The sequence below is a fragment of the Terriglobales bacterium genome (assembly GCA_035691485.1).
Classification (GTDB): domain Bacteria; phylum Acidobacteriota; class Terriglobia; order Terriglobales; family Acidobacteriaceae; genus JAIQGF01.
Genome location: DASSIZ010000116.1, coordinates 13,134 through 34,900 on the forward strand (window position 1 = coordinate 13,134; position 21,767 = coordinate 34,900).

Genomic DNA, 21,767 nt, shown 5'->3' on the forward strand with positions numbered 1-21,767 from the left:
TTATGGGTCACGCATTGGCGGTCTGCACCAGGCGACCTTCTTCGCTGAGTTCCCAGATTTCGCGGCGCAGGCGGTCGACGGTTTCGCCGGTCGGCGGCGGGGCGTGGCGTTTCAGTTCGGGGGCGCGCTTCTTGAATGAAAGCACGCGCCGCGCCTTCTCGGCGACCATAGAGGCAAATTTGCGATCGCGCTCGGCAGTGGTCAGAACCGCTTCGTAAGAGCGCCAGACCATTTCCTCATTGTGGCAGACCATGAAAATGTCAGAGCCCGCCCTGAGAGTTTCGACAGCGGCCTCTTCCACCGACGCCGCGGCCAGCACCCCGCCCATTTCCAGATCGTCGCATAAGACAAGCCCGCGATAGCCGATGCGCTTGCGCAGGATGTCGGAAATCCATTTGCGCGAGAGGCTGGCCGGGGTTTTGTCCTTGGTAATGGCGGGATAGGCAGCATGCGCGACCATCACGAACGGCAGTTGCCGGTGCAATTCGCGATAGGGATAAAGGTGATCCACCAGCAGTTGTGAGGCGGGGGTCTTGATAAGCGGCAGCGACTTGTGAGTGTCCAGGTTGGCGGAGCCGAGGCCGGGAAAATGCTTGCCGCAGCCGAGGACGCGCGCGTCCTTAAGGCCGTGAAGGACCTCGCGGGCGTAAGCGGCAATTTTCTTGGGATCGTCGGAAGCGGTGCGCGAGGTCAGTACTTTTCGCGACGGTTCCAAGCCCAGGTCCAGCACCGGGGCAAAATCGACGTTGAAGCCGAGCAGGCGGCATTCATCGCCGAGCACGCGTCCATGGAGACGGAAAAGTTTTTTGTTGTTGCTGGCGGCGATGTCGGCAACGGAAGGCGCGGGAGCGATGAGATCTTTCAGGCGATCGACGGTGCCGCCTTCCATGTCGACGCAGAGGAAGGCGGGGGTGACGATGCACTTCTGAGTTTCGCGGAGAAGGTCCCAGGTCTGGCGCGCGGCGGTGATGTTGCGCTTGAAGAGGATGATGCCGCCGGGCTGCAAGCTGGAGATCATGGAGCGCAGGCGAGTCGAGGCTTCGGTGCCATCAAAGCCCATGACGAGGATCTGCCCCACTTGTTTGATCAGGTCGGAAGTAGATTTGAATTTGGACATTTACATAGCTTAACTAAAGTATCGGTTTCAATTACTTGAGCTGCTGCTGCAGCGCGTGCAGCAGGTTGAGTGCTTGCAGCGGGGTGAGGTGGTCGAGATCGGCGTCGCGCAACTGGTCGACGATTTTTTGCGACAGGGGCGTGAACATGGTGAGCTGCACCGAGCCGGGATGGAGTTCGTCGGAGGCCAGTTCGCTGGTGAGGCGATGCTCGGCGGATTCGTGCTCGGTGAGAACTTCACGGGCGCGGGCGATGACCTCGGGGGGCAGGCCGGCCAGCTTGGCGACCTCGATGCCGTAACTGCGATCGGCGGCGCCGGGCTCGACCTTGCGCAGGAAGACGATGCCGCCGGCATTCTCCTTCACCGCGACGTGGTAGTTCTTAACGCCGGAAAGCCGATCGGCAAGTTCGGTGAGCTCATGATAGTGGGTGGCGAACAGCGTCCGGGCGCGAGTGCGGGCGTGGATGTACTCGATAGCGGCCCAGGCGATGGCGAGGCCGTCGTAGGTGGCGGTGCCGCGGCCGACCTCATCGAGGAGGATGAGGGAACTGGGCGTGGCGGTGTTGAGGATGGCGGCGGTCTCGGTCATCTCCACCATGAAGGTGGATCGTCCGCGGGCAAGATTGTCGCTGGCGCCGATGCGGGTGAAGATGCGGTCGACCACGCTGAGCCGGGCCGAACGCGCCGGAACGAACGAACCCATCTGGGCGAGGATCACGATGAGGGCGGCCTGGCGAAGATAAGTCGACTTGCCGCCCATGTTGGGGCCGGTGAGTACGAGGATGGTGTCGCTGGTGGAATTCAAGTAGAGATCGTTGGGAACGAATCGGTCGGCGCTGCCGGTGAGCTCGGGGCGCTCGACCACGGGATGACGTCCCTGGCGAACTTCGATTTCACCGCTGTCCACGAATTGCGGGCGGCAATAATCGCTGGCGGCGGCGAGGTGCGCGAGTCCGGCCAGCACATCGACCTGCGCGACCGCGAGCGCGGTTTGGCGGATCCGCTTCGCTTCACCGGCGATGGCGGCGCGCAGTTCGGCAAAGAGGCGGCGCTCGATGTCGACTATTTTCTCCTGCGCATCGAGGATCCTGGCTTCGTACTGCTTGAGCTCGGGGGTGGTGAAGCGCTCGGCATTGACCAGGGTCTGCTTGCGCTCGTAATCGGAGGGCGCGAGGTGGAGATTGGCCTTGCTGATCTCGAGGTAATAGCCGAAAACGGAATTGAATTTCACTTTCAGCGAGGCGATGCCGGTGCGCTGGCGCTCGCGTTCCTCGATTTGCGCCAGGAACTGCTTGCTGTTGCGGCTGAGGGTGCGCAGCTCGTCGAGTTCGGAATCGATGGCGGCGCGGATGACACCGCCATCCGCCAGGGTCAAAGGCGGTTCTTCGACCAGCGTGCTCTCAATGCGGGCGCGCAGGTCAGCGAGATCGTCCAGAGAAGCGAGCAAGGAGACGAGGCGCTGGCTGCGGAAGCGCCCCAGGGCTTGGCGAATTCCCGGCAGCCGAGCCAGGGACGCGGCCAGCGCCAGCAGGTCGCGGGGATTCGCCGTCTCCAAAGTAATGCGGCTGAGGAGACGCTCGATGTCGAAGACGCCCTCAAGGGCTCGGCGCAACTCCTCGCGTTCGACGGTGGCGCGCACCTGTTCCTCGACCGCGTCCAGGCGCTGGTTGATTTCCCCGGCGGCGATGGACGGGCGCAACATGCAGGCGCGGAGCAGGCGCTTGCCCATGGGCGTCAGGCTGTGATCGATGGCACGAAACAATGTGACGGCGTCGCCGGAGCCGGAGAACAGCGGCTCGACCAGCTCGAGATTGCGGACCGTGACGGCGTCGAGCACGAGGCAGTCCTGGCGTTCATAGAAGCCGATGCGGTCGACGTGATCGAGCGACCCGCGCTGCGTGCTGCGGACGTAATGAAGGATGGCGCCGGCGGCCGCCCCTGCCGCCGGACGGCCAGCAAGACCGAAGCCTTCGAGCGAGAGAACGCCAAAATGATTTTCCACCAGGGGGAGGGCGTAATCCGGGGAGAAGACCCAGTCGTCGAGCGGGGTTTCGGTCCAGCCCGCGCTCGAGGGCGAGCGCGCTCCATGGCTGAGTTCAAACAGGGGCAGGGAAGAACCGAACAGGACTTCGCGCGGGCGCAGCTGTTCCAACTCTTCCAGGACGCGGCGTTCGGCGGTGTCGCCGGTGAACTCGGTGGCGCGAAACTCGCCGGTGGAAAGATCGAGGACGGCAAAACCGGCGACTGCCTGACGAGCGGCGCCGCCAGGGACACGCGCAACCGCGGCAAGAAAATTGTTTTCCTCGGAGCCCAGCGAGGAATCGGCAGCGGTGCCGGGGGTGACCACGCGGGTGACGGCGCGCTTGACAAGCTTCCCGGCGAGCCGCGGGTCTTCGACCTGGTCGCAGATGGCGACCTTGTAACCCTTCTTGATCAGCTTGGAGATGTAGCCCTCGGCGGCGTGATAGGGAACGCCGCACATGGGGACGGCGACGCCCTTCTCCTTGTTGCGCGAAGTGAGCGTGATCTGGAGCTCGCGGGCAGCGACGACCGCGTCCTCGAAAAAAAGTTCGTAGAAATCGCCGAGGCGAAAGAAGAGAAGCGCGTTAGGATGCTCGCGCTTGATGGCGGTGTACTGGCGCATCAATGGGGTGGCAGGCGCGGCGTCGGCCACGGGCTTCGAGGTGGAGAATTCGTCCATCGGCGGCGGAACTTGCGCGGATTATAACAAGCTGCGGCGGCATCGCTACGCCCGGGTAAGAATTTTGCGTACAATGCTTCCGTTGGAAGTGAATTCCTGATGCCGATGGAACTGCGCAAAGATCCAATCACACGCTCGTGGGTCATTACCGGTGACGAGGTGCCGTCGCCGGCGGGAGAGACGCGCTGTCATTTTTGTCCTGATTGGACGGGCGGGCCGCAGGTGATCGCGACGCGTCCATCACTGGACGGCGGGCCGTGGTCGTCACGCGCGGTGGTTCATCCTAACCCGCTGTACCGCATTGAGGGCGAACCGGGGCGGCGAGGCGACGGGTTATACGACCGCATGGCGCCGGTGGGAGCGCACGAAGTTCTTGTGGAAAATCCGCGCCACGACGGCAACCTGTGGAAGGTGGGCGATGCGGAAATCGACGAGTTCCTGCTGCTCACCGCCAATCGCATCCTGGATCTGAAACGCGACCGGCGATTCAAGTACATCACGGTTTTCAAGAACCACGGACCCCTGGCGGGGCAGGAATTCGATCATCCCACATCGCAAATCACCGCCAGCACCTTCGTTCCACGGCGGGTTCTGTACGAACTGCGGGCCGGGCGCGAGTACTTCCAGCAGAAAGAACGGTGCGTATTCTGCGACATCATCGCGCAGGAAGAACAGCAGGCGTTGCGGATGGTGGAAGCGCGAGGAGACTACATTTCAATGTGCCCGTATGCGCCGCGGGTGCCCTACGAGACGTGGATATTACCGCGCACGCACGAGGCATTTTTCGAGCGCACGGTGCAGCGGCCGGGCGGCATCCGCGACCTGAGCGCCCTGCTGCGGCGCACGCTGCTGCGCATCCGGGCCGTGACTGAGCAATTCCACCTCGTGGTGCATACCGCGCCAAACACGCTGCACCGTTCCGAGATCCTGAACTACTGGAAGACGATCGACGAGGATTACCACTGGCACATCGAAATTCTGCCGCTGTCGCCGAAGACGTCGAAGTCGTACACCTTCAAGGAGGTGTACTTCACGCCGGTGACGTCGGAAACGGCGGCGGCGCGGCTGAGGGAAACCAGCCCCGGCGACTGAGCGCCCGTATGGCTCTCCGCAGGATCAAGACGCACAGCGCGCAGACCGGCTACGTATACGAATACTACTTTGTCGGGAAACGCCGTTCGCTGCCGGGGGAGACAGCGGCCACGGAGTACATTTTCGATGCCAGCGCAGACCGCAAGACGCGCTTTTCGGTGAGCGTGTTTGTCCCCGACGAGGCAGCCCATGAGTGGGCGTCGTCGCACGGACGGACGCTTACCGACCCGGAGCAGTACGCGGCGGCGAAGATGCGGCTGCTGCAGGGGTTTGACGAGATTGAAGACATGCTGAAGGCGGGACGGCGCCTGACGCTGGACGGCGGAGAAATCGCGACGCTGCTGGGGGAAATCGGGGTGGAGTAGCCTGCCGGGCACATGGTGACGCAGGTCACAGCCGATTGTGACCACCTCCACTGCACCTGCGTGCCCCCGGGAAGCACCATGAGGACGGAGCAGGAAGGCTATAATTGTGCTTCCCGCCCCGCAACTCCGGACCGAGCCGCACGCGCGGGCGGACCCATCTATGCCGCTGTTATGGTTAAAAGTCGCGGTCGGGTTTTACGCGGTCGGGCTGCTGTGGGCCACGGCGGCGGTGAGCCGGCCCTGCAATTACCTGTCGAAGATCGTGCTGCCGGCGCTCAGCCTGGGGATGGTATTTCACTTGGTTTCGCTGGCGGAGAGCGCCATGACCACCGGGCACTTGACGCTGGCGCTGGCGTCGATCCACGAATCCGAATCGCTGCTGGCCTTCGTCATCCTGGCGTTTTTCCTGCTGGTTTACGCGCGATATAAAACCCTGTCGCCGGGGATCTTCGTGTTCCCGCTGGTGTTCCTGCTGACGTTTGCCTCCTCCATCGCGCAGGCGCCGCCGCTGTTTGATTCCCGACTGGTTCGCAGCGGCTGGATTTTCGCGCACATCGCGCTCATCTTCACCGGGTACGCGGCGCTGTTCCTCAGTTTCGGGGCCAGCATCCTGTACCTGCTGCAGGAGCGCAGCCTGAAGGCGAAACAACTGGCGGGAATGCTGAGCCGGCTGCCGGCGCTGGAAGTGATCGACGAGATCGGCTACAAGTCGCTGCTGCTGGGGTTTCCGTTCATGACCTTCGGGCTGATCGCGGGTTCGGTGATCGCGCAAGAGCATTTCGGGCCGATGTACTTCCTGGACCCCAAGATCCTGCTGTCGCTGCTGATGTGGGTGGTTTACATGGTGCTGCTGTACACGCGCTGGAATTCGGGCTGGCGTGGGAAGAGGGCCGCGTACCTGGCGACCTTCGCCTTCATTGCCGCGGTCAGCGCCTGGGCGGCGAATTATTTTAGCGGGGTCCACAGGTTCGTGACGCAATGACGTTTCAACTCATCGGAGTCAACCATCGCACCGCGCCGCTCGAGGTGAGGGAGCGGTTCGCGATCTCCGAATCGAAGCTGCCGGCGGCGGTGCAGCAGCTGGCGCAGCATCCCGGGGTGGAAGAAGGGATGATCGTTTCTACCTGCAACCGGGTGGAACTGCTGGCGCGTTCGCGCAACGGCGGTTCCGACTTGCGCACCTTCCTCAGCCAGTACTTCCAGATCGACGCCCGGGAATTCGACCAGCACCTCTACGAATATGCCGACAAGGAAGCCATCCGCCACCTGTTCCGCGTGACCTCCAGCCTGGATTCGATGGTGGTGGGCGAACCGCAAGTGCTGGGCCAGGTGAAAGAGGCGTACGCGGTGGCGCGGGCGGTGGGAACGGTGAACTCGCAACTGGATGCGCTGGTGACGCGCGCCTTCGCCGTGGCCAAGAAGGTTCGCACCGAGACGGCGGTGGGCAGCTCGGCGGTCTCCGTGGCATCAGTGGCGGTGGAACTGGCGAAGAAGATTTTCGGCTCGCTTTCCGGCAAGACGGTCATGCTCGTCGGAGCGGGCAAGATGTGCGAGCTGGCGGCGCGGCACCTGCTGGCGCACGGCGCCGGTTCGATTTTCATGTACAACCGGACCTACGAACGGGCGCAGAAGCTGGCGCAAAAGTTCGGAGGGCAGGCGCTGCCGTGGGACCAGCTTTACGATTCCGCCGACAAGGCCGACATCGTGATTACCTCGACGGGGGCGCCGGTGGCCATTTTCCGGCGCGAGCATGCCGAAAGGTTCCTGGCGCGCCGGCGTAACCGGCCCATGTTCTTCATCGACATCGCGGTGCCGCGCGACGTGGATCCCGAGGTCAACAGGCTGGATGGAATTTTTGTCTACGACATGGACGACCTGCAGCAGGTGGTCTCCAGCCACGTGGCGGACCGGGGCCGGGAGGCGCAGCGCGCCGAAGACATTGTCAATGACGAAGTGGAGCGCTTCCTGGCGCGGATGCAGACGCTGGACGTGGTGCCGACAATCGTCTCTCTGCAAGATCACCTGGAGACCATCCGGCAGGCGGAGATTGACCGGGTGCGCGGGCGACTTGGGGAACTGACGCCGGAACAAGAGCTGGCGATCGAGGCGATGAGCCGGGGAATCATCAACAAGATCATGCACACGCCGATCACGACGCTGAAGACGGCTGCGCGCGAAGAACAGGGCACGACGGTGATCGACGTGGTGCGGCGCCTGTTCAACCTGCAGCGCAAGCCAGAGAAAGACAAGTCGGAATCAGCCGCCAACGGGGCCAAGCACTGATGGCGCGCCTGCGCATCGGCTCGCGCGGATCGCAACTCGCGCTCTGGCAGGCAAACCACATTTCCGGCCTGCTGCGCGCGCAAGGACACGAGGTCGCGCTCGAGATCATCAAGACCACCGGCGACAAAATCACCGACGTTGCCCTGGCCAAGGTCGGAACCAAGGGCATGTTCACCAAGGAAATCGAAGAAGCGCTGCTGGAGCGCCGCATCGACCTGGCGGTCCATAGCCTGAAAGACCTGCCGACCGAGTTGGCGCCGGAGTTCGAAATCGCGGCGATCACCAAGCGGGAAAACCCGCGCGATGCGTTCCTGTCGCGGCATTTCAACAGCATTGACGATTTGCCGCAGCGCGCCCGCGTGGGAACGAGCAGCTTGCGGCGGCAGGCGCAACTGAAGGCGCTGCGTCCCGACCTGAGTATTTTTCCGTTGCGCGGGAACGTGGATACACGCCTGCGCAAGCTGGAAGAGGGCGAATACGACGCCATCATCCTCGCCTCCGCCGGATTGAACCGGCTGGGACGCACGGAATGGGTTCGCGCGGTGCTGGCGGTTGAAGTAATGTGCCCGGCGGTGGGCCAGGGAGCGTTGGGGATCGAGGTACGCAGCGGCGATACGCAGACGCGTGCAGAGCTGGAGTTTCTGAACGATGCCGGCGCGCGCGCCGCAACCAGCTGCGAACGGGCGCTGTTGAACCAGCTCGGCGGCGGATGCCAAGTGCCGATCGGCGCTTACGCGGAAGTGATGGACGCCATGGTGCACCTGACCGCGGTGGTGGCGCGCCCGGATGGGTCCAAGGTGCTGCGCGAGAATTCCTCCGGCCGCGATCCCGAGAAGTTGGGGGAAACGGTTGGCAAGCGACTGCTGGAGCGCGGCGGCGACCTGATCCTGCAGGAAGTGTACGGCGAAACCGCAGCGGCCCCGCAACAACCGTAAAATGACCCTCGGACAATTGGCCAAGGTTTGAATGAACACAAAGGAAGAGCTTGCGACACGGCCCCTGGCGGGCAAGCGCGTACTGGTGGGCCGGGCGCGGCACCAGGCGAGCGCGCTGTCAGCGGCCTTAAGGCTGCTCGGCGCCGAGGTCATTGAAATTCCCCTCATTGAAATTCGCGAGCCTGCGTCGTGGCGGCCGCTGGACCAGGCGATCGCGCGCCTGCTCGACTACGACTGGCTCATCCTCACCAGCGTGAATGGAGTCCAGGCGCTGTTTGCGCGGCTGGGGAAGGTGGGAAAAACGGAGGCCGACCTGCTGCACCTGAACATTGCGGCCATTGGCCCGGCGACCAGCAAGGCGATCGAAAACCACGGCCTGCCGGTGGACGTTATGCCGGAAGAATACGTTGCCGAAGCGGTGGTGGCGGAGCTGAAACAGGAAGTCAAAAGCAAGCGCGTGCTACTGGTACGCGCCAAAATCGCGCGCGACGTGATACCCAACGAACTGGCGAAAGCCGGCGCCAAGGTGGACGTGGTCGAGGCCTACGAGACGGTGGCGCCGGAATCTTCGCGCAGCGAGCTGACCAAGGTGCTGCGCGATCCGCGCCGCAAACCCGACGTCATCACCTTCACCAGTTCCTCGACGGTGCGAAATTTCCTGGAACTGCTGGGTAAGAACAACCAGGCGCTGCTCACCGGCACCAAGCTGGCATCGATCGGACCGATAACCTCACAGACGATGCGCGAGCTGGGTTTGCACGTGGACATCGAAGCGCGGGAATACACGGTCCCGGGGCTGGTCGCCACCATCGCTACCTCGATTTAATTTCACTGCTATTTTTGAATTGATGATTGGCGCTGCGCCATGCCCGCTTACGGCTTCGCATTCTTGTGAATGTCGATGGTGCTCCAGGTCTTGTCGGCGGCGTGACAGATATTTTCCAGCGGGCAATCAATGCACTTGGGGGAGCGCGCCACGCACAGCTTGCGGCCGTGCCAGATCACCTCGTGGCTGAAGCTGGTCCAACGCACACGCGGGATGATGCGAATCAGGTCCTGTTCGATCCTGGCGGCATCGGTATTGGTGGTCAGCTCCAGGCGGCGGGAAATGCGGTAAACGTGGGTGTCAACCACCACGCCTTCGTTCTTGTGGAACCAGGTGCCGAGCACCACGTTGGCGGTCTTGCGGGCTACACCGGGCAGAGTCAGCAGTTGGTCCATCTCGGCGGGAACTTCGCCGCCGAAATCGCTGACAAGTTTTTGCGCGGCGCCGACCACCGACTTCGACTTGTTGCGAAAGAAGCCGGTGGAGCGGATGTCCGGTTCCAACTGCTCGGGTTTGAGCGCGGCGAAAGCCTGCACGGTCGGGTACTTTCGGAAAAGCTCGGGCGTAGTTTTGTTGACGCGCTCGTCGGTACATTGCGCGGAGAGAATGGTCGCGACCAGCAGCTCCCAGGCGTTCTTGTGTTGCAGAGCGCAGGTGACGTCGGGATAGGTGACATCGAGCCGCCGGAGAATTTCCTGCACGCGCTCGGGCGCGAGCGGGTTGTAGCCTTTCGCAGACTTGGCAACAGTGGTCTTCGCGGGACGCTTTGCCTTGGCCGCGGACTTCAGCGGAGGCTTCACGCGTGAGGAGGCAACACCGTGCTGCAAGGGAGATGCGCCACGCACCGGCGTTCTTCGGCCCTCCTGGCGGCCGCTCTTAGACGGCTGGCGGGGAACAATGCCGCGCGCCATCAGCCCAGCTGCTCCAGCATCTTGCCGGTGTCGCACTGGATGCCGGTGAACACCGGCGTGTCCTGCTGAATGTAGGTTGCGTTCTCGGTTTCGCGCAGGCGCATTTTCAGGTCCACGACAGCGGCGGGATTGTCGGTTTCAAACACCAGGACGTACTCCTGGTCGTCGATGCCGAAAGAATACAAAGTATTCATGCGCACGCGCGGGTATTCGGCGATGACGTCCACATATTCGTTGACGATGCGCTGCCGCTCTTCAAAGGCGAGCTGGTACCAGTTGCGGGTCTTGATGAAGGGCAGCACGGAGGCGTAGCGGTAGTGGCCGCACTTGATGGTGTTTTCGTCGTCCTGGCCGCGCCCGATCTTGTATTGCGAGCGGCGGGTCATCGCGAGATAGGATTGCGGGGTTTCCAGGAAAGAACCCAAGTGCGTGTGCATCAGTTCGGAGTGCATCTGCTGCAGGCACTCCAGCGAATAGCAGATGCGCCACAGCATCATGTCGGCGCCGGAGTGCAGTCCAGCCAGCGAATAGGTGAGCACGGTCATCTGCTCGCTGTCGCGCCACTTGCTGATTATGGAGGCGAACTCGCGCCGGTGCTCCGCCTTTTCCGCCGCGGGCAGACGGCGCCATTCGGGCTGGAGCTTGTAAAACGTAAAGCTGACAACCTGGCGGCGCAATTCCGGCGCCTCACGTTGCGTGCGATCAGGCATTCAGCGCTCCCTTTCGAGCCGCGCTGGAGATATTAACAGCCGCTCGCCTGCCCGCAAAACCGAGCCGGGTGTCAGGTCATGGTTGCGGCGTACAGGGAATGGATTTTGACCCCCCACGAGTAGAATGGATGTCGGCAGCGGGCTGCCAGTTTGTTCTGGAGTGAAGGGATGGCATCTTCGTTACGAGGCGAGGCGCGCCTGCAGGGCGGCGCGACGGAACTGTTTCCGGTACCGCTGACGCTGGAGGGCGCCAGCGTGCTGCACCAGATGGCGCGTTTCCGCTGGCCGACGTGGCGGAAACTGGGTTCGGCGGAGCGCTCACGCCTGGTGAGCGAAGCGGCGCCGGTGCTGGCGCGAATGGAGAGTGGCCAGAGCGCGTTGTACTCCGTGCTGGGCCACAAGGGCGACCTGCTGCTGGTGCACTTCCGCAAGAGCTTCGACGAGCTGAAACAGATCGAGCTGGAACTCTCGCGCACGGCGCTCTCCGATTACCTGGAGATCGGCAAGTCGTACCTGTCGGTCGTGGAGTTGGGGTTGTACGAGTCGTCGGTAAAGCTGTATCGCACGCTGCAGGAACGCGGCATCGAGCCGCACTCGGAGGAGTGGAACCGGGAAGTCAGCGAGGCCATGGAACGGCAGCGGGAAGCGATGAAGCCGCGTTTATGGCCGGAGATCCCAGCGGCGCGCTATGTCTGCTTCTATCCCATGGACCGGAGGCGCGGCGAGGGGAAGAACTGGTACACGCTGCCGATCGAGGAACGCCAGCGCCAAATGGACGAGCACGGCAAAGTCGGGCGCCGATACGCGGGAACGGTGCGGCAGATCATCACCGGCTCGATCGGATTCGACGACTGGGAATGGGGCGTTGACCTGTTTGCCGACGACCCGCTGGTGTTCAAGAAGCTGATTTACGAGATGCGCTTCGACGAGGTGAGCGCGGTGTACGCGCTGTTCGGGGAGTTCATCGTGGGCGTGCGCGTGCCGGTGGCACAATTGGGCGAGCTGCTGGAAGGGAAGCTGCCGGAAAAGCGGTAGCCGCCGCGGCTGTTCCGAACTAGCAACTTGTTGGTTGAGAAAGCGCGCTGTACTCTCGACAATATGGCCGTGAAATCCATCCAGCTGGGACAGGTCTGGCGCAAGGACGAGACCTCGCAGAATTTCCTGGTCACCAAGGTCTATAACGAGGTTTTCACGCAGTACGCAATTCTACGCATCGCCGACGCCACCGCCGCCACCACCGACACCATTCGCGTGAAAGTGCAAAAGACAGGCGACGGTGCGACTCTGCCGGGCTACACGTTTACGCAGGAATCGCAGGATTTTTAGTACCGAGCACCTAGTATTTAGTACCTGCCTTCATGATTGCCAACATCATTGCGGCGCTGAGCGCCTTCATCATCTCCGTAATTTCCACCCTTGGGTACCCGGGGATCGTGCTGTTGATGGCGATCGAGTCCGCCTGCATCCCGCTGCCGTCGGAAGTGATCATGCCGTTTTCCGGGGCGCTGACCATCGGCTCGATCGCGGCGCAATACCACCGCGAGCCATTCACGCTAGTTCTGGTGGCGCTGTTCGGGGCAATCGGCTGCAACGTGGGCTCGGTGATCGCCTACGAGATCGGCTACTACGGTGGACGTCCGCTGGTGGAGAGGTTCGGCGCCTACATTTTGTTGAGCAAGAAAGAACTGGATTGGGCGGACCATTTCTTCGCGCGCTACGGCAACTGGACGGTGCTGGTCAGCCGCCTGCTGCCGGTGGTGCGCACCTTCATCGCGCTGCCGGCGGGGATTGCGCGCATGCCGCGGCTGCGATTTCACGTGTACACCTTCGTCGGATCATTTCCGTGGTGCCTGATGCTGGCCTACATCGGGATGAAACTGGGCGAAAAATGGGAGACCGATCCGCGCCTGAAAATCTGGTTTCACCGTTTCGATGCCCTCATCCTGGCGGTCATCGTGATCGGTGTGGTGTGGTTTTTCTGGTCGCGATGGCAGCACCGGATCCGGGTTACGGAAAAAACCTAGCCACAGATCACCACGGATTGACACGGATGGAATTCGATAAGTGTTTTTCGGTGGAACTGCTGTGGCTACTCTTTGGGCTTGTCTGGGGGTTTGGTCGAGGGCGGCGGTAGCGACGCCGGCGGCGCCTGGAGGTTCCAGATGGCGCGGGCGATCTTCCAGTCTCCATCCGGCTGGCGTTTCAGAACCTGGATGACATTCCTCACCGCGGTCGACTCGCGCTTTTCGTTTTCCTGCCGGGCGCGGATGTTGATGGTGCCCCACTCGAAGGCGAAATCGCCGGCCACCTGCACCTCCCGCCATTGTTCTTCGTAACCGACCATGTCCCAATCGGCAAGCTGGCGGCGAATGTCCTCCAGGTAGTTGCGCACCGCCTCCTGTCCCACCAGGGGAGAGCGCCCGGGCACGAGGTAGACGACATCGCCGGTGCGAAGGGCCATGATTTTGTCGGTGTCGACGGCGATATTGGCGTCGATGTCGCGGCGCTGCAAGTCGGCAATGGCCTTCTGATCTTCTTCGAGGCTGTGTTGCGGCGCGGGCGTAGCCGGACGATGGCCGCGCGTTCGCTGAGCAGTGGCGGCCAAGCTTAGCGCGAAGACAAAGAACGCGATGAAGGTCAGACGCATGTAAGGTGCTCCGATATGGGCGAGTATACGCGGGGCGAGCGGCGGGCGGCGCCCGTGTGACCCAGGTCACTGCGCGCTGTGCCGGGCCCGGCTATGGTGGGATGCAACAAAGGGGAACAAGTTGTGACACCCGAAGTCCAGCAATCCGGCGTCTTCGTGCTAGCGATCTTCCTGGCAGTGATGGCCGAGCGCGTCCGGCAGTGGTTGCGGCGGCGAACTGCGCGCAAGTGGCCAGTCGCCGACGGCCGGGTGGAGCGCGCCGAATGGCGGCAGCCGAACACGGGAACCAACCGTTACTTCGTGGCCGACCTGGCCTATTCCTATGTCGTCGGCGGGCAGTACTACGCCGGATATTACCGGCGCTCCTTTTCCGACATGGATGCGGCGATGAGGTTCGTGAAGTCGGTGGCGGGCCGTGCGTTGCAGGTCCGCTACAAGCGAGGCGAGAGCGCGACTTCGCTCCTGCTGGAAGAGAACATCGCGGAAGTGATCGGCGCGGGGGAGATGGCGTCCCTGGGCGGCTAGAGCCGGACTGCCTCCCCTTTCTCATGGCGGCTGAAGCCGCACCCCTTCAAAACGTTTCGTTTACTCCAGACCGAGTTTGCGCAGCACGAGCTTCTCGTACCACTTCCAAGGCAGCAGGTTGGCAAGGAACCAGCGGGCTCGGGCGTCGCGTCCGATCATGTAGCGGAGGCGAGGGTCGGGATCGTCGGCGAGGCGAGCTATCAGATCGGCGACCAGCTGCGGATCGGCTTTCGGGACGTTGACCGCCCATTCCTTCAGCTTGCGGCCACGCGCCTGGTTGGGAGAGGTGCCATCGAGAAGGCCTTGATTGATCCGCGTATTTCGCTCCCAGATATCGGTCTTGAACGCGCCCGGCTCGACGATTACGACCGTAATGCCGAGCGCCCGGGTTTCCAGGCGCAGGGTTTCGCTCCAACCCTCGAGGGCGAATTTGGACGCCGAGTAGCTGCTGATGCCCGGCGATCCCATGCGCCCCGTTTCCGAGGAAACCATGATGATGCGGCCGCAACGTTGGGCGCGCATGGTGGGCAGCACTGCCTGCGTGACGGCCACGTGGCCGAAGAAATTGGTATCGAATTGCCGGCGCAGTTCGGGGAGGCGTATGTCTTCGGCGAAGCCGGCGTAAGCGAAGCCGGCGTTATTGACCAGAAGATCGATGCGGCCGTGGTCGCGCAAAACTTCCTCGACCAGGCGCGGAATGGAATCGAAATCAGAGATGTCGAGAGCGCGGATGTCGATGCGATCGCAAACGCGGGCGCGGTTTGCGACTTCATCCAGCCGCGAACGGCGGCCAAGGTCGCGCATGGTGGCAACGACCGCGTAGCCCTTGCGCGCGAGCGTGACCGCGGTGAGCAGGCCAAAGCCGCTGGAGGAGCCGGTAATGAGCGCGACTTTCTGCACGGCGATTTCCGGAAGCGGCAAGTCTAATTGCAAAACCGGTCGCGATACGAGAAGATACACGGTTTTGAGTTCATTCTGATTTCCGGAAGTGATAATGGCGACACGTCAGAAGCAAGCAAGCAGGGTTTCCCCGGCGCGGCGGCGGGAGCCGGAGGAAGCGCCCGGGCGTTCCGAAGCGAGCAATATCGCGGCGCCTAAGGGCAAGCTGGGCGTGATGATCCCAGGCATGGGCGCGGTGGCGACCACCTTCGTCGCGGGCGTGGAAGCGGTGCGCAAAGGCCTGGCGCAGCCGATCGGATCATTGACGCAGATGGGCACCATCCGGCTGGGCAAACGCACCGAGGGCCGCTCGCCATCCCTTCACGAGTTTGTGCCGCTGGCCAAGATCAGCGACCTGGTGTTTACGGGCTGGGACCCGTTCGAAGACGACATGTACGCCGCCGCGCGCAAAGCCGGGGTGCTGGAACGCGACCTGGTGGACCAGATCAAGCCGTTTCTAAGCGGCATCAAACCGCGGCCCGCGGTCTTCGATCGCAACTACGTCAAGAGGCTCGATGGCCCCAACGTCAAGAAGGGCAAGACCAAGATGGACCTCGCCGAGCAGGTGAGGGAAGACATAAGGGAGTTCAAGAAGACTTCCGCCGCGACGCGGCTGGTCATGATCTGGTGCGGTTCGACGGAGACCTTCCTGCAGCAGAGCGCGGTGCACCAGACGATGCAGTCGTTCGAACGAGGCCTGGCGAAGAACGACGAAAATATTGCGCCGTCGATGATCTACGCCTATGCCGCGCTGTCCGAAGGCGTGCCCTACGCCAACGGTGCGCCGAACCTGACGGTGGACATCCCGGCCATGCACGAGCTGTCGCGACGCAACGAAGCGCCTATCTGCGGCAAGGATTACAAGACCGGGCAGACGCTGCTGAAGACGATCCTGGCGCCCGGGTTCAAGGCGCGCATGCTGGGGATGAGCGGATGGTTTTCGACCAACATCCTGGGCAATCGCGACGGAGAGGTGCTGGACGATCCGGGCTCGTTCAAGACCAAGGAAGAATCCAAGCTCTCGGTGCTGGAACACATCCTGCAGCCGGAGCTGTACCCGAAGCTGTACGGAAACATCTGCCACAAAGTGCGGATCAATTATTACCCGCCGCGCGGTGACAACAAGGAAGGCTGGGACAATATCGATATTTTCGGCTGGCTCGGCTACCCGATGCAGATCAAGGTGGATTTTCTGTGCCGGGACTCGATCTTGGCAGCGCCGATCGTACTCGACGTGGTGCTGTTTCTCGACTTGGCCAAGCGCAGCGCGGAACTGCGCGGGATCGGTATCCAGGAATGGTTGAGCTTCTATTTCAAATCGCCAATGACGGCGCCGGGACTCTATCCCGAGCATGACCTGTTCATCCAGCTGATGAAGCTGAAGAACACGCTGCGGCACCTGCAGGGCGAGTCGCTGATCACCCACCTCGGACTGGAATATTACGACTAGCGAGCAGCCATCAGCCATCGGTTTTCACGAATACGCGTTAGCGGTTTTCGATGATCGGTTGTCGGCCGGTTATGTGTACGCAACCGCCGAGAACCGATTAGCGGGAACCGAGTTTTTTTACGTAACCCGAACCACCTGCTCCGGCATCGAATCTGCCATGCGTAATCTGGCATTGCCGATCCTGGCTCTATTCCTGATTGCAACCTTCGCCTGGGCCGACACCCCCGGGACGTTTCGCGGAGTGGTGATTCACGGCCCGGAGGTGACCCCGGGCTGGATTTACCTGAAAAGCGCGAACGGCCAGGTGCGGCGGGTGGCGCTGGGGCGGGCGCGGGTGGTTTACTCCGACACCGTCCCGGCTACGGAGCGGCAGAAGACGGCGGTCAATTCCATCTCCACCGGGACCGAGGTACGGGTAACCGCGCAGCAGGACAAGAGCGGGGAGTGGCGGGCGACGAAGATTGAAATCCTGAGCTTGCACGGGGCGTCGACGATTGAGCCTTCGGAGCGCTCGGAGAGCCTGAAGAGCACCTGACGAGGCGGTTTCCACAACCGCCTAGCCGTGTGCAGCATTCATCCCTCTTTAGCCGAGACTTCTTGTGGGTAGGTGGGTTGTAGAGGAGAAGGACAGGCGCGCCCTGATTATTGTGGGATCAATTAACTACACCCGGCCAGGGAAACGTACATCAAAAAGAGAGAAGGGGACTGCGCCCAACCGGGGCCTGGTGCCCGACAGAATAGCTGTATAATGGAAACCAACGAGCTCGTCGGCAAGCCATCCCAAAGGAAGTGCAACATGAAGTTTCGTGCCTATACGCTTGTAGCCGCGTTATTTGTGGCGACGCTAGCGCCATATACGCTGGCCCAAAGCACGGATCCGCAGAATCCGAATCCGACGGCAGCGCCACCGGTGACGGGCACACACCAGACGGCAGATCCGCAGAACCCGAATCCAACCGGGGCGCCGCCGGTGACCGGTACGCCGCAGAGCACGGATACGAAGCCGGGTCCCGATAGTCCGAAGCTGGCGCCGACGGATACGGTTCCGCAGGTGGCGAACCCACCGAAGGAAAGCCACGACGGCGGCAAGAACGACATCGATGCCATCGGCAACCGCAAGATCGGCAATGGCAAAGGGCTGGGCAACTGGTACTCGCTGGAAAAAGAAATCGCGATGGGCAAGGAATATGCCGCGCAGGTGGAATCCAGCGTGAAACTGGTGCAGGACCCGGTGGTGACGGAGTACGTCAACCGGATCGGGCAGAACCTGGTGCGGAACTCCGACGCGCGCGTGCCGTTCACGATCAAGGTGGTGGATTCCGATGAGATCAACGCGTTCGCGCTGCCCGGCGGCTTCTTCTACGTCAACTCAGGACTGATCCTGGCGGCCGACGATGAGGCGGAACTGGCGGGCGTGATGGCGCACGAGATCGCGCACGTCGCGGCGCGCCATGCTACGCGTCAGATGACGCGCGCGCAGTTCGCGAACCTGGCAAGCATTCCCCTGATTTTCGTGGGTGGGGGCCTGGGTTACGCGATCCGCTCCGCGGCCGGCATCGGACTGCCGCTGACGTTCCTGACGTTCTCGCGCGGATTCGAGGCGGAAGCCGATTACCTCGGGCTGGAGTACATGTATAAGTCCGGCTACGACCCGCAGGCATTCATCTCCTTCTTCGAGAAGATCCAGGCCAAGGAGAAGAAGAAGCCGGGGTCGCTCGCCAAGGCGTTTTCCACGCATCCGCAAACCCCCGACCGCATCACCAAGAGCCAAACTGAAATTGCGAAGGTGCTGCCGGCGCGCGATCAGTACATCATCAATACTTCCGAGTTTGACGACGTCAAAACGCGTCTGGCCGGAATCGAAAACCGCCGCAAGATGACCGGTCCGGACGACAACAAAGACCGTCCGACGCTCCGCCGTACAACCGCTGACAACAGCAAGAAAACGGGCGATGGAAAAGACAGCAATGACGACGATCGTCCGACGCTGAAACGCAGAGACAACGACTAACAATCAGGGTGTTCGCAGAACAGCCGGCGGCGAGATGCCGCCGGTTTTAGTTTGGCGGGAGAGTGATTCAGTGGTTGACCGCGTCCTGCATCTTACGCATCTTCATCGCGTTCAGTTCTATGCTGTCGCGGAACAACTGACGGATGAGGGCGCGTTGGCTGTCGATGGTGTGGCCTTGCTGCACGATGAGCAGCAACATGAAGAATGAAGCGGCGGCAAGCAGAGCTACGACCAGGTTACGGCGGAAGCTGTCCAGCATTGATGAGTACCCGCGGTCTCAGGCTATAAGAACCCGAAGGGGGCGACGGAAGTTGGCCCTGGGAGCGCGATTTAGCGTGGCGGCGCCTTGTTCGGCAGCCGGCGACCGGCGCAGGACGGCACGAATCAGGAAAGGATCTTTACGAGCGTCGAAGAAGTAGGCATTTCCCAGGGCGGATAATTTGCCAGATCGCAACTCAAGCGGACTTGGCCAAAGGCCGGGCAGCCTCGCGGAGGTCGCCCACATTCGTGCGCGCGGAGACAAACCGCATCTCCTGCCAGTCATACGGAAATTCTTTTCCGCAATCCAGGCAAACCACATACGTGCCGGTGACGGCGGCAGCTTCGCTGCGGCGGTGACCCGGCTTGGTCGTAATGGGAAAGCTGTAACGCTTATGCGCGCAGCCGAACAGCGCGTCGAAGATGCCTGAGATCGTCATGGCGCTACCTTGTACTGCGAACCCTCGAGCGGAAGGAAAGTTCCGGCTCCAGGAATTAGATTCAGAGTAGCCGGAAAAGGTTCGATTATGGGGCGAAATGCAATCGCTTTGGATTGTTTAATTTGGCGAATCGATTGGAAAGAAACGGAGAGCGCAGCGAAGAATAAGATTCAATGCAGCAGAAAATCACCCGCAAAAACGGCGCTGCTAGGCCTTCTTGTGGTTCTGGCACTTGGTCATGATGGCGGCGCGCAGCCGAGTGCGGAGATGGTCGGGTAATTCGTAAAGTTGTGAGTCGCGGTAGATTTCGATGGTCTTCTTGGTGGTGTTGCAGATGACGAAGCAGTTGTGGCACCACTGCAAATGCTCTTCCAACTCGGTCCGTGTGCGGGCGTCGAGGCTTTCGTCGAGATAGTCTGTCAGCTCTTTCAGGAAATCCGAGCAGTTCACTTTTTGCCGTCTCCGCTCTTACGCTTTTTAAAGTACTTATTCAGCCTCTCGCGCAACTGCAGGCGAGCCCGTAGCAAGCGGGATTTCACCGCCGGAATGCTCAAATCGAGGGCTTCGGCCGTCTCCTCGGTTGAAAGACCTTCCACGTCGCGCAGCACGAAAACCGTGCGGAAACTGGAAGGCAAACCCTGGATCGTCTTGGTGAGGATGTCGTGCAGCTCGGACTGCGTGTACAGCTGCTCGGGATTGGGACTCCAATCCGCGACCTCCCGCGGCATGCTGTCCTCGTCGGTTTTAACGTCTTCGTCGAGGGACAACATGCGTTCTGGACGGCGGCGACGCAAGCGCATCAGCGCCTCGTTAACCGCGATCCGCACCAGCCAGGTGTAAAACTTTGACTGCTCCTGAAAGTTCTTCAGGTTCTCGTACGATTTCAGGAACGCGTCCTGAACCACGTCTTCGGCATCCTCGCGATTCTGCGTGATGTGCTGCGCGATGCGGAAGACGTTCCGATCGTAGCGATGGACCAGTTGCTCGAAGGCGCTGATGTCACCCGCCTTCGCAGCACGAACCAGTTTCAACTCATCGCTGATCGGTTCATCTACTTTTTGGATGGCTCCCATCACTGCCCCGATTCAAGAATTTACGCGAACCAATGCGCGAAACAGACATTGTAATGGTTTGGAGCAGTCCGCACACCCCTGTTTTGCCGGACGGCAGGATTTTGAACCCCGGCGGTATTGCAACCCGACTCATCCGCTTCCCACTGGAGCCAGAACCGGGATTGAATGGGGCCCCCCGGATGTATCTGGTCGCACATTGACACTGGAAAGTGGGTTCATATAATCGCGGAAGCCGGGCTTTGCGGGCCTTGCGCTGAAAAGGGGGAAAGAGGTCGCGATGGGGGAATCGGAGAATATCCGGAGAATCATCGACCGCGTGGTGAGCGCCAGCCTGGCGACGCACGTCACCGCCTTGAAAGAGGAGCTGGTGGAGAAAGCGTGCCAGGAGCTGGAGGGAATCGCTGCTGAAACAGCGCCCGCCGCTGCCCTCGCGCCGGCTGCGCCGAGCGGCGCGTCCACGGAACTCCTGAATGCGGCGATAAACTTGGTTCGCGATTCCACCACCCAGGTCGATATCCTGATGTCGCTATTGGAGGGAGTTTCGAAGTTCGCCGACCGCACCGCGCTGTTCGTCATCCGCGCCGGAGTTGCCACCGGTTGGCGAGCCATCGGCCTGGAGAACAAGGATTCCATCAAAGCTTTGAGCCTGGATTTGAACGAGGGCCTGGCGGCGCGGGCTTACCGTGAGCGCATGACAGCTTCGGGATCAGCGGCGGAGTTCGACGCGCAATTCGTTTCCACTTACGGAGCGCCGGCGGAGGGAACCAATGTGATGGTTCTGCCGCTGGTCATCCGGGACAAGGTGGCGGCGCTGGTCTATGCCGATGCCGGTTTTCGCCTGGATGGGAACTTGGATCCCTCGGCGGTCGAGACCGTGGTCCATTGCGCGGGCATGTGGCTCGAGATCATGGCGTCGCGCAAGGGCGGAGCGACGCGGGCAGACGGTTCAGACACCGACCGTCACCTCGCGAAGTACGCCGAGCCAGCGCCCGCGCCGGAACCGACACCCGAGCCGGCGTACGAACCATCCGCGGCAGTGTACGAAAAGCCGTCACCAGAACCGGTCGAGCCGATGTATGCCGCGCAGCCGGCCATGGCGCCCGAATCGGTCTTCGGCGGGGGAACCGCGGCGGTTGCCGCCGCACCGGAGCCGGAACATGTTCCGGCCGGACTGGAGACTTCAACCATTGCGATTCCCTCGAACTTGAGCCCGGACGAGGAAGAGATCCACCGCAAGGCCAAGCGCTTTGCGAAGTTGCTGGTCGATGAGATCAAGTTGTACAACCAGGCCAAGGTGGCGGAAGGGCGGATGCAAAGGAACCTCTACCAGCGCCTGCGCGACGACATCGACAAAAGCCGGGCCACCTACGACAAGCGCTACGGCGCGACGGCGGCGGCCAGCGCCAACTATTTCACCCGGGAGCTGGTGCGCATCTTAGCTAATGACGATCCTTCACTGCTGGGCAGCGGCTTTACGGGGTAAA

General features: G+C 61.9%; 24 protein-coding genes. 14 read left to right on the forward strand and 10 right to left on the reverse strand.

Translation table 11 applies throughout. The annotated features are described in order from the left end of the window. Positions 1–7 precede the first annotated feature (7 nt). Positions 8–1,117, reverse strand: coding sequence for a beta-N-acetylhexosaminidase (nagZ, locus tag VFI82_14670; protein HET7185927.1), 1,110 nt, complete (start codon positions 1,115–1,117; stop codon positions 8–10). Between the two features lie 31 nt (positions 1,118–1,148). Next, the gene (gene mutS, locus VFI82_14675; protein HET7185928.1) at positions 1,149–3,818 is read right to left on the reverse strand and encodes a DNA mismatch repair protein MutS; all 2,670 of its coding nucleotides are present in this window, start codon (positions 3,816–3,818) and stop codon (positions 1,149–1,151) included. Positions 3,819–3,917: 99 nt separating this feature from the next. On the opposite strand from mutS, the gene VFI82_14680 reads away from it, so the two are divergent. The 6 genes from VFI82_14680 to VFI82_14705 all read left to right on the forward strand — a co-directional run bounded on the left by VFI82_14680 (position 3,918) and on the right by VFI82_14705 (position 9,319). Beyond that, on the forward strand, positions 3,918–4,910 hold the full coding sequence (locus VFI82_14680; protein ID HET7185929.1) for a DUF4931 domain-containing protein: 993 nt from the start codon (positions 3,918–3,920) through the stop codon (positions 4,908–4,910). An 8-nt stretch (positions 4,911–4,918) separates the two neighbouring features. Beyond that, positions 4,919–5,275 carry a hypothetical protein gene (locus VFI82_14685; GenBank protein ID HET7185930.1) on the forward strand — a complete coding sequence of 119 codons (357 nt, stop codon included), beginning with the start codon at positions 4,919–4,921 and terminating at the stop codon, positions 5,273–5,275. A 160-nt stretch (positions 5,276–5,435) separates the two neighbouring features. After that, positions 5,436–6,257, forward strand: coding sequence for a cytochrome c biogenesis protein CcsA (gene ccsA / locus VFI82_14690; GenBank protein HET7185931.1), 822 nt, complete (start codon positions 5,436–5,438; stop codon positions 6,255–6,257). Then, positions 6,254–7,558 (forward strand): glutamyl-tRNA reductase, encoded by a 1,305-nt coding sequence (gene hemA / locus VFI82_14695; protein HET7185932.1) that lies wholly within the window; start codon positions 6,254–6,256, stop codon positions 7,556–7,558. The genes ccsA and hemA overlap by 4 nt, the downstream gene beginning before the upstream one ends. Then, complete coding sequence (gene hemC, locus VFI82_14700) at positions 7,558–8,493, forward strand: hydroxymethylbilane synthase (protein ID HET7185933.1); 936 nt, start codon at positions 7,558–7,560, stop codon at positions 8,491–8,493. The genes hemA and hemC overlap by 1 nt, the downstream gene beginning before the upstream one ends. A 31-nt stretch (positions 8,494–8,524) precedes the next feature. Then, on the forward strand, positions 8,525–9,319 hold the full coding sequence (locus tag VFI82_14705; protein ID HET7185934.1) for a uroporphyrinogen-III synthase: 795 nt from the start codon (positions 8,525–8,527) through the stop codon (positions 9,317–9,319). A 47-nt stretch (positions 9,320–9,366) separates the two neighbouring features. Here VFI82_14705 and nth read toward each other — a convergent pair whose 3' ends face one another. Then, positions 9,367–10,230 carry an endonuclease III gene (gene nth, locus VFI82_14710; protein HET7185935.1) on the reverse strand — a complete coding sequence of 288 codons (864 nt, stop codon included), beginning with the start codon at positions 10,228–10,230 and terminating at the stop codon, positions 9,367–9,369. After that, a complete protein-coding gene (locus VFI82_14715) occupies positions 10,230–10,940 on the reverse strand; it encodes a chlorite dismutase family protein (GenBank protein ID HET7185936.1) in 711 nt (236 codons plus the stop codon). Before VFI82_14715 ends, nth begins: the two co-directional genes overlap by 1 nt. Positions 10,941–11,108: 168 nt before the next feature. Here VFI82_14715 and hemQ point away from each other — a divergent pair, with 168 nt between their 5' ends. The 3 genes from hemQ (at position 11,109) to VFI82_14730 (ending at position 12,964) form a co-directional block, all read left to right on the forward strand. Next, entirely contained in the window at positions 11,109–11,975 is an 867-nt protein-coding gene (gene hemQ, locus VFI82_14720; GenBank protein HET7185937.1) for a hydrogen peroxide-dependent heme synthase, read from the forward strand. A gap of 69 nt (positions 11,976–12,044) precedes the next feature. Continuing rightward, positions 12,045–12,266 carry a hypothetical protein gene (locus VFI82_14725; GenBank protein HET7185938.1) on the forward strand — a complete coding sequence of 74 codons (222 nt, stop codon included), beginning with the start codon at positions 12,045–12,047 and terminating at the stop codon, positions 12,264–12,266. Between the two features lie 32 nt (positions 12,267–12,298). Continuing rightward, positions 12,299–12,964 (forward strand): DedA family protein, encoded by a 666-nt coding sequence (locus VFI82_14730; GenBank protein ID HET7185939.1) that lies wholly within the window; start codon positions 12,299–12,301, stop codon positions 12,962–12,964. Positions 12,965–13,029: 65 nt separating this feature from the next. Here the strand turns inward: VFI82_14730 and VFI82_14735 are convergent, their stop codons facing one another. Beyond that, positions 13,030–13,587 (reverse strand): DUF4440 domain-containing protein, encoded by a 558-nt coding sequence (locus VFI82_14735; protein ID HET7185940.1) that lies wholly within the window; start codon positions 13,585–13,587, stop codon positions 13,030–13,032. Positions 13,588–13,710: 123 nt separating this feature from the next. Between VFI82_14735 and VFI82_14740 the strand changes: the two genes are divergently transcribed. After that, on the forward strand, positions 13,711–14,112 hold the full coding sequence (locus tag VFI82_14740; GenBank protein ID HET7185941.1) for a DUF3592 domain-containing protein: 402 nt from the start codon (positions 13,711–13,713) through the stop codon (positions 14,110–14,112). A gap of 60 nt (positions 14,113–14,172) precedes the next feature. Here the strand turns inward: VFI82_14740 and VFI82_14745 are convergent, their stop codons facing one another. Then, positions 14,173–15,033, reverse strand: a complete 861-nt coding sequence (locus tag VFI82_14745; GenBank protein HET7185942.1) for an SDR family oxidoreductase — start codon at positions 15,031–15,033, stop codon at positions 14,173–14,175. A gap of 193 nt (positions 15,034–15,226) precedes the next feature. On the opposite strand from VFI82_14745, the gene VFI82_14750 reads away from it, so the two are divergent. From VFI82_14750 to VFI82_14760, 3 genes are all read left to right on the forward strand, one after another. Further along, positions 15,227–16,501 (forward strand): inositol-3-phosphate synthase, encoded by a 1,275-nt coding sequence (locus tag VFI82_14750; GenBank protein HET7185943.1) that lies wholly within the window; start codon positions 15,227–15,229, stop codon positions 16,499–16,501. 157 nt (positions 16,502–16,658) lie between these two features. Then, positions 16,659–17,036, forward strand: coding sequence for a hypothetical protein (locus tag VFI82_14755; protein HET7185944.1), 378 nt, complete (start codon positions 16,659–16,661; stop codon positions 17,034–17,036). Positions 17,037–17,297: 261 nt separating this feature from the next. Then, positions 17,298–18,512 (forward strand): M48 family metalloprotease, encoded by a 1,215-nt coding sequence (locus tag VFI82_14760; protein HET7185945.1) that lies wholly within the window; start codon positions 17,298–17,300, stop codon positions 18,510–18,512. Between the two features lie 67 nt (positions 18,513–18,579). Here VFI82_14760 and VFI82_14765 read toward each other — a convergent pair whose 3' ends face one another. The 4 genes from VFI82_14765 to VFI82_14780 form a co-directional block, all read right to left on the reverse strand. Then, positions 18,580–18,771 carry a hypothetical protein gene (locus VFI82_14765; protein ID HET7185946.1) on the reverse strand — a complete coding sequence of 64 codons (192 nt, stop codon included), beginning with the start codon at positions 18,769–18,771 and terminating at the stop codon, positions 18,580–18,582. Between the two features lie 196 nt (positions 18,772–18,967). Next, the gene (locus VFI82_14770; protein ID HET7185947.1) at positions 18,968–19,210 is read right to left on the reverse strand and encodes a hypothetical protein; all 243 of its coding nucleotides are present in this window, start codon (positions 19,208–19,210) and stop codon (positions 18,968–18,970) included. Positions 19,211–19,417: 207 nt separating this feature from the next. After that, positions 19,418–19,660 (reverse strand): zf-HC2 domain-containing protein, encoded by a 243-nt coding sequence (locus VFI82_14775; protein ID HET7185948.1) that lies wholly within the window; start codon positions 19,658–19,660, stop codon positions 19,418–19,420. Further along, on the reverse strand, positions 19,657–20,283 hold the full coding sequence (locus tag VFI82_14780) for a sigma-70 family RNA polymerase sigma factor (protein HET7185949.1): 627 nt from the start codon (positions 20,281–20,283) through the stop codon (positions 19,657–19,659). Before VFI82_14780 ends, VFI82_14775 begins: the two co-directional genes overlap by 4 nt. A gap of 277 nt (positions 20,284–20,560) precedes the next feature. Here VFI82_14780 and VFI82_14785 point away from each other — a divergent pair, with 277 nt between their 5' ends. Further along, the gene (locus VFI82_14785; GenBank protein ID HET7185950.1) at positions 20,561–21,766 is read left to right on the forward strand and encodes a hypothetical protein; all 1,206 of its coding nucleotides are present in this window, start codon (positions 20,561–20,563) and stop codon (positions 21,764–21,766) included. Position 21,767: the final 1 nt, after the last annotated feature.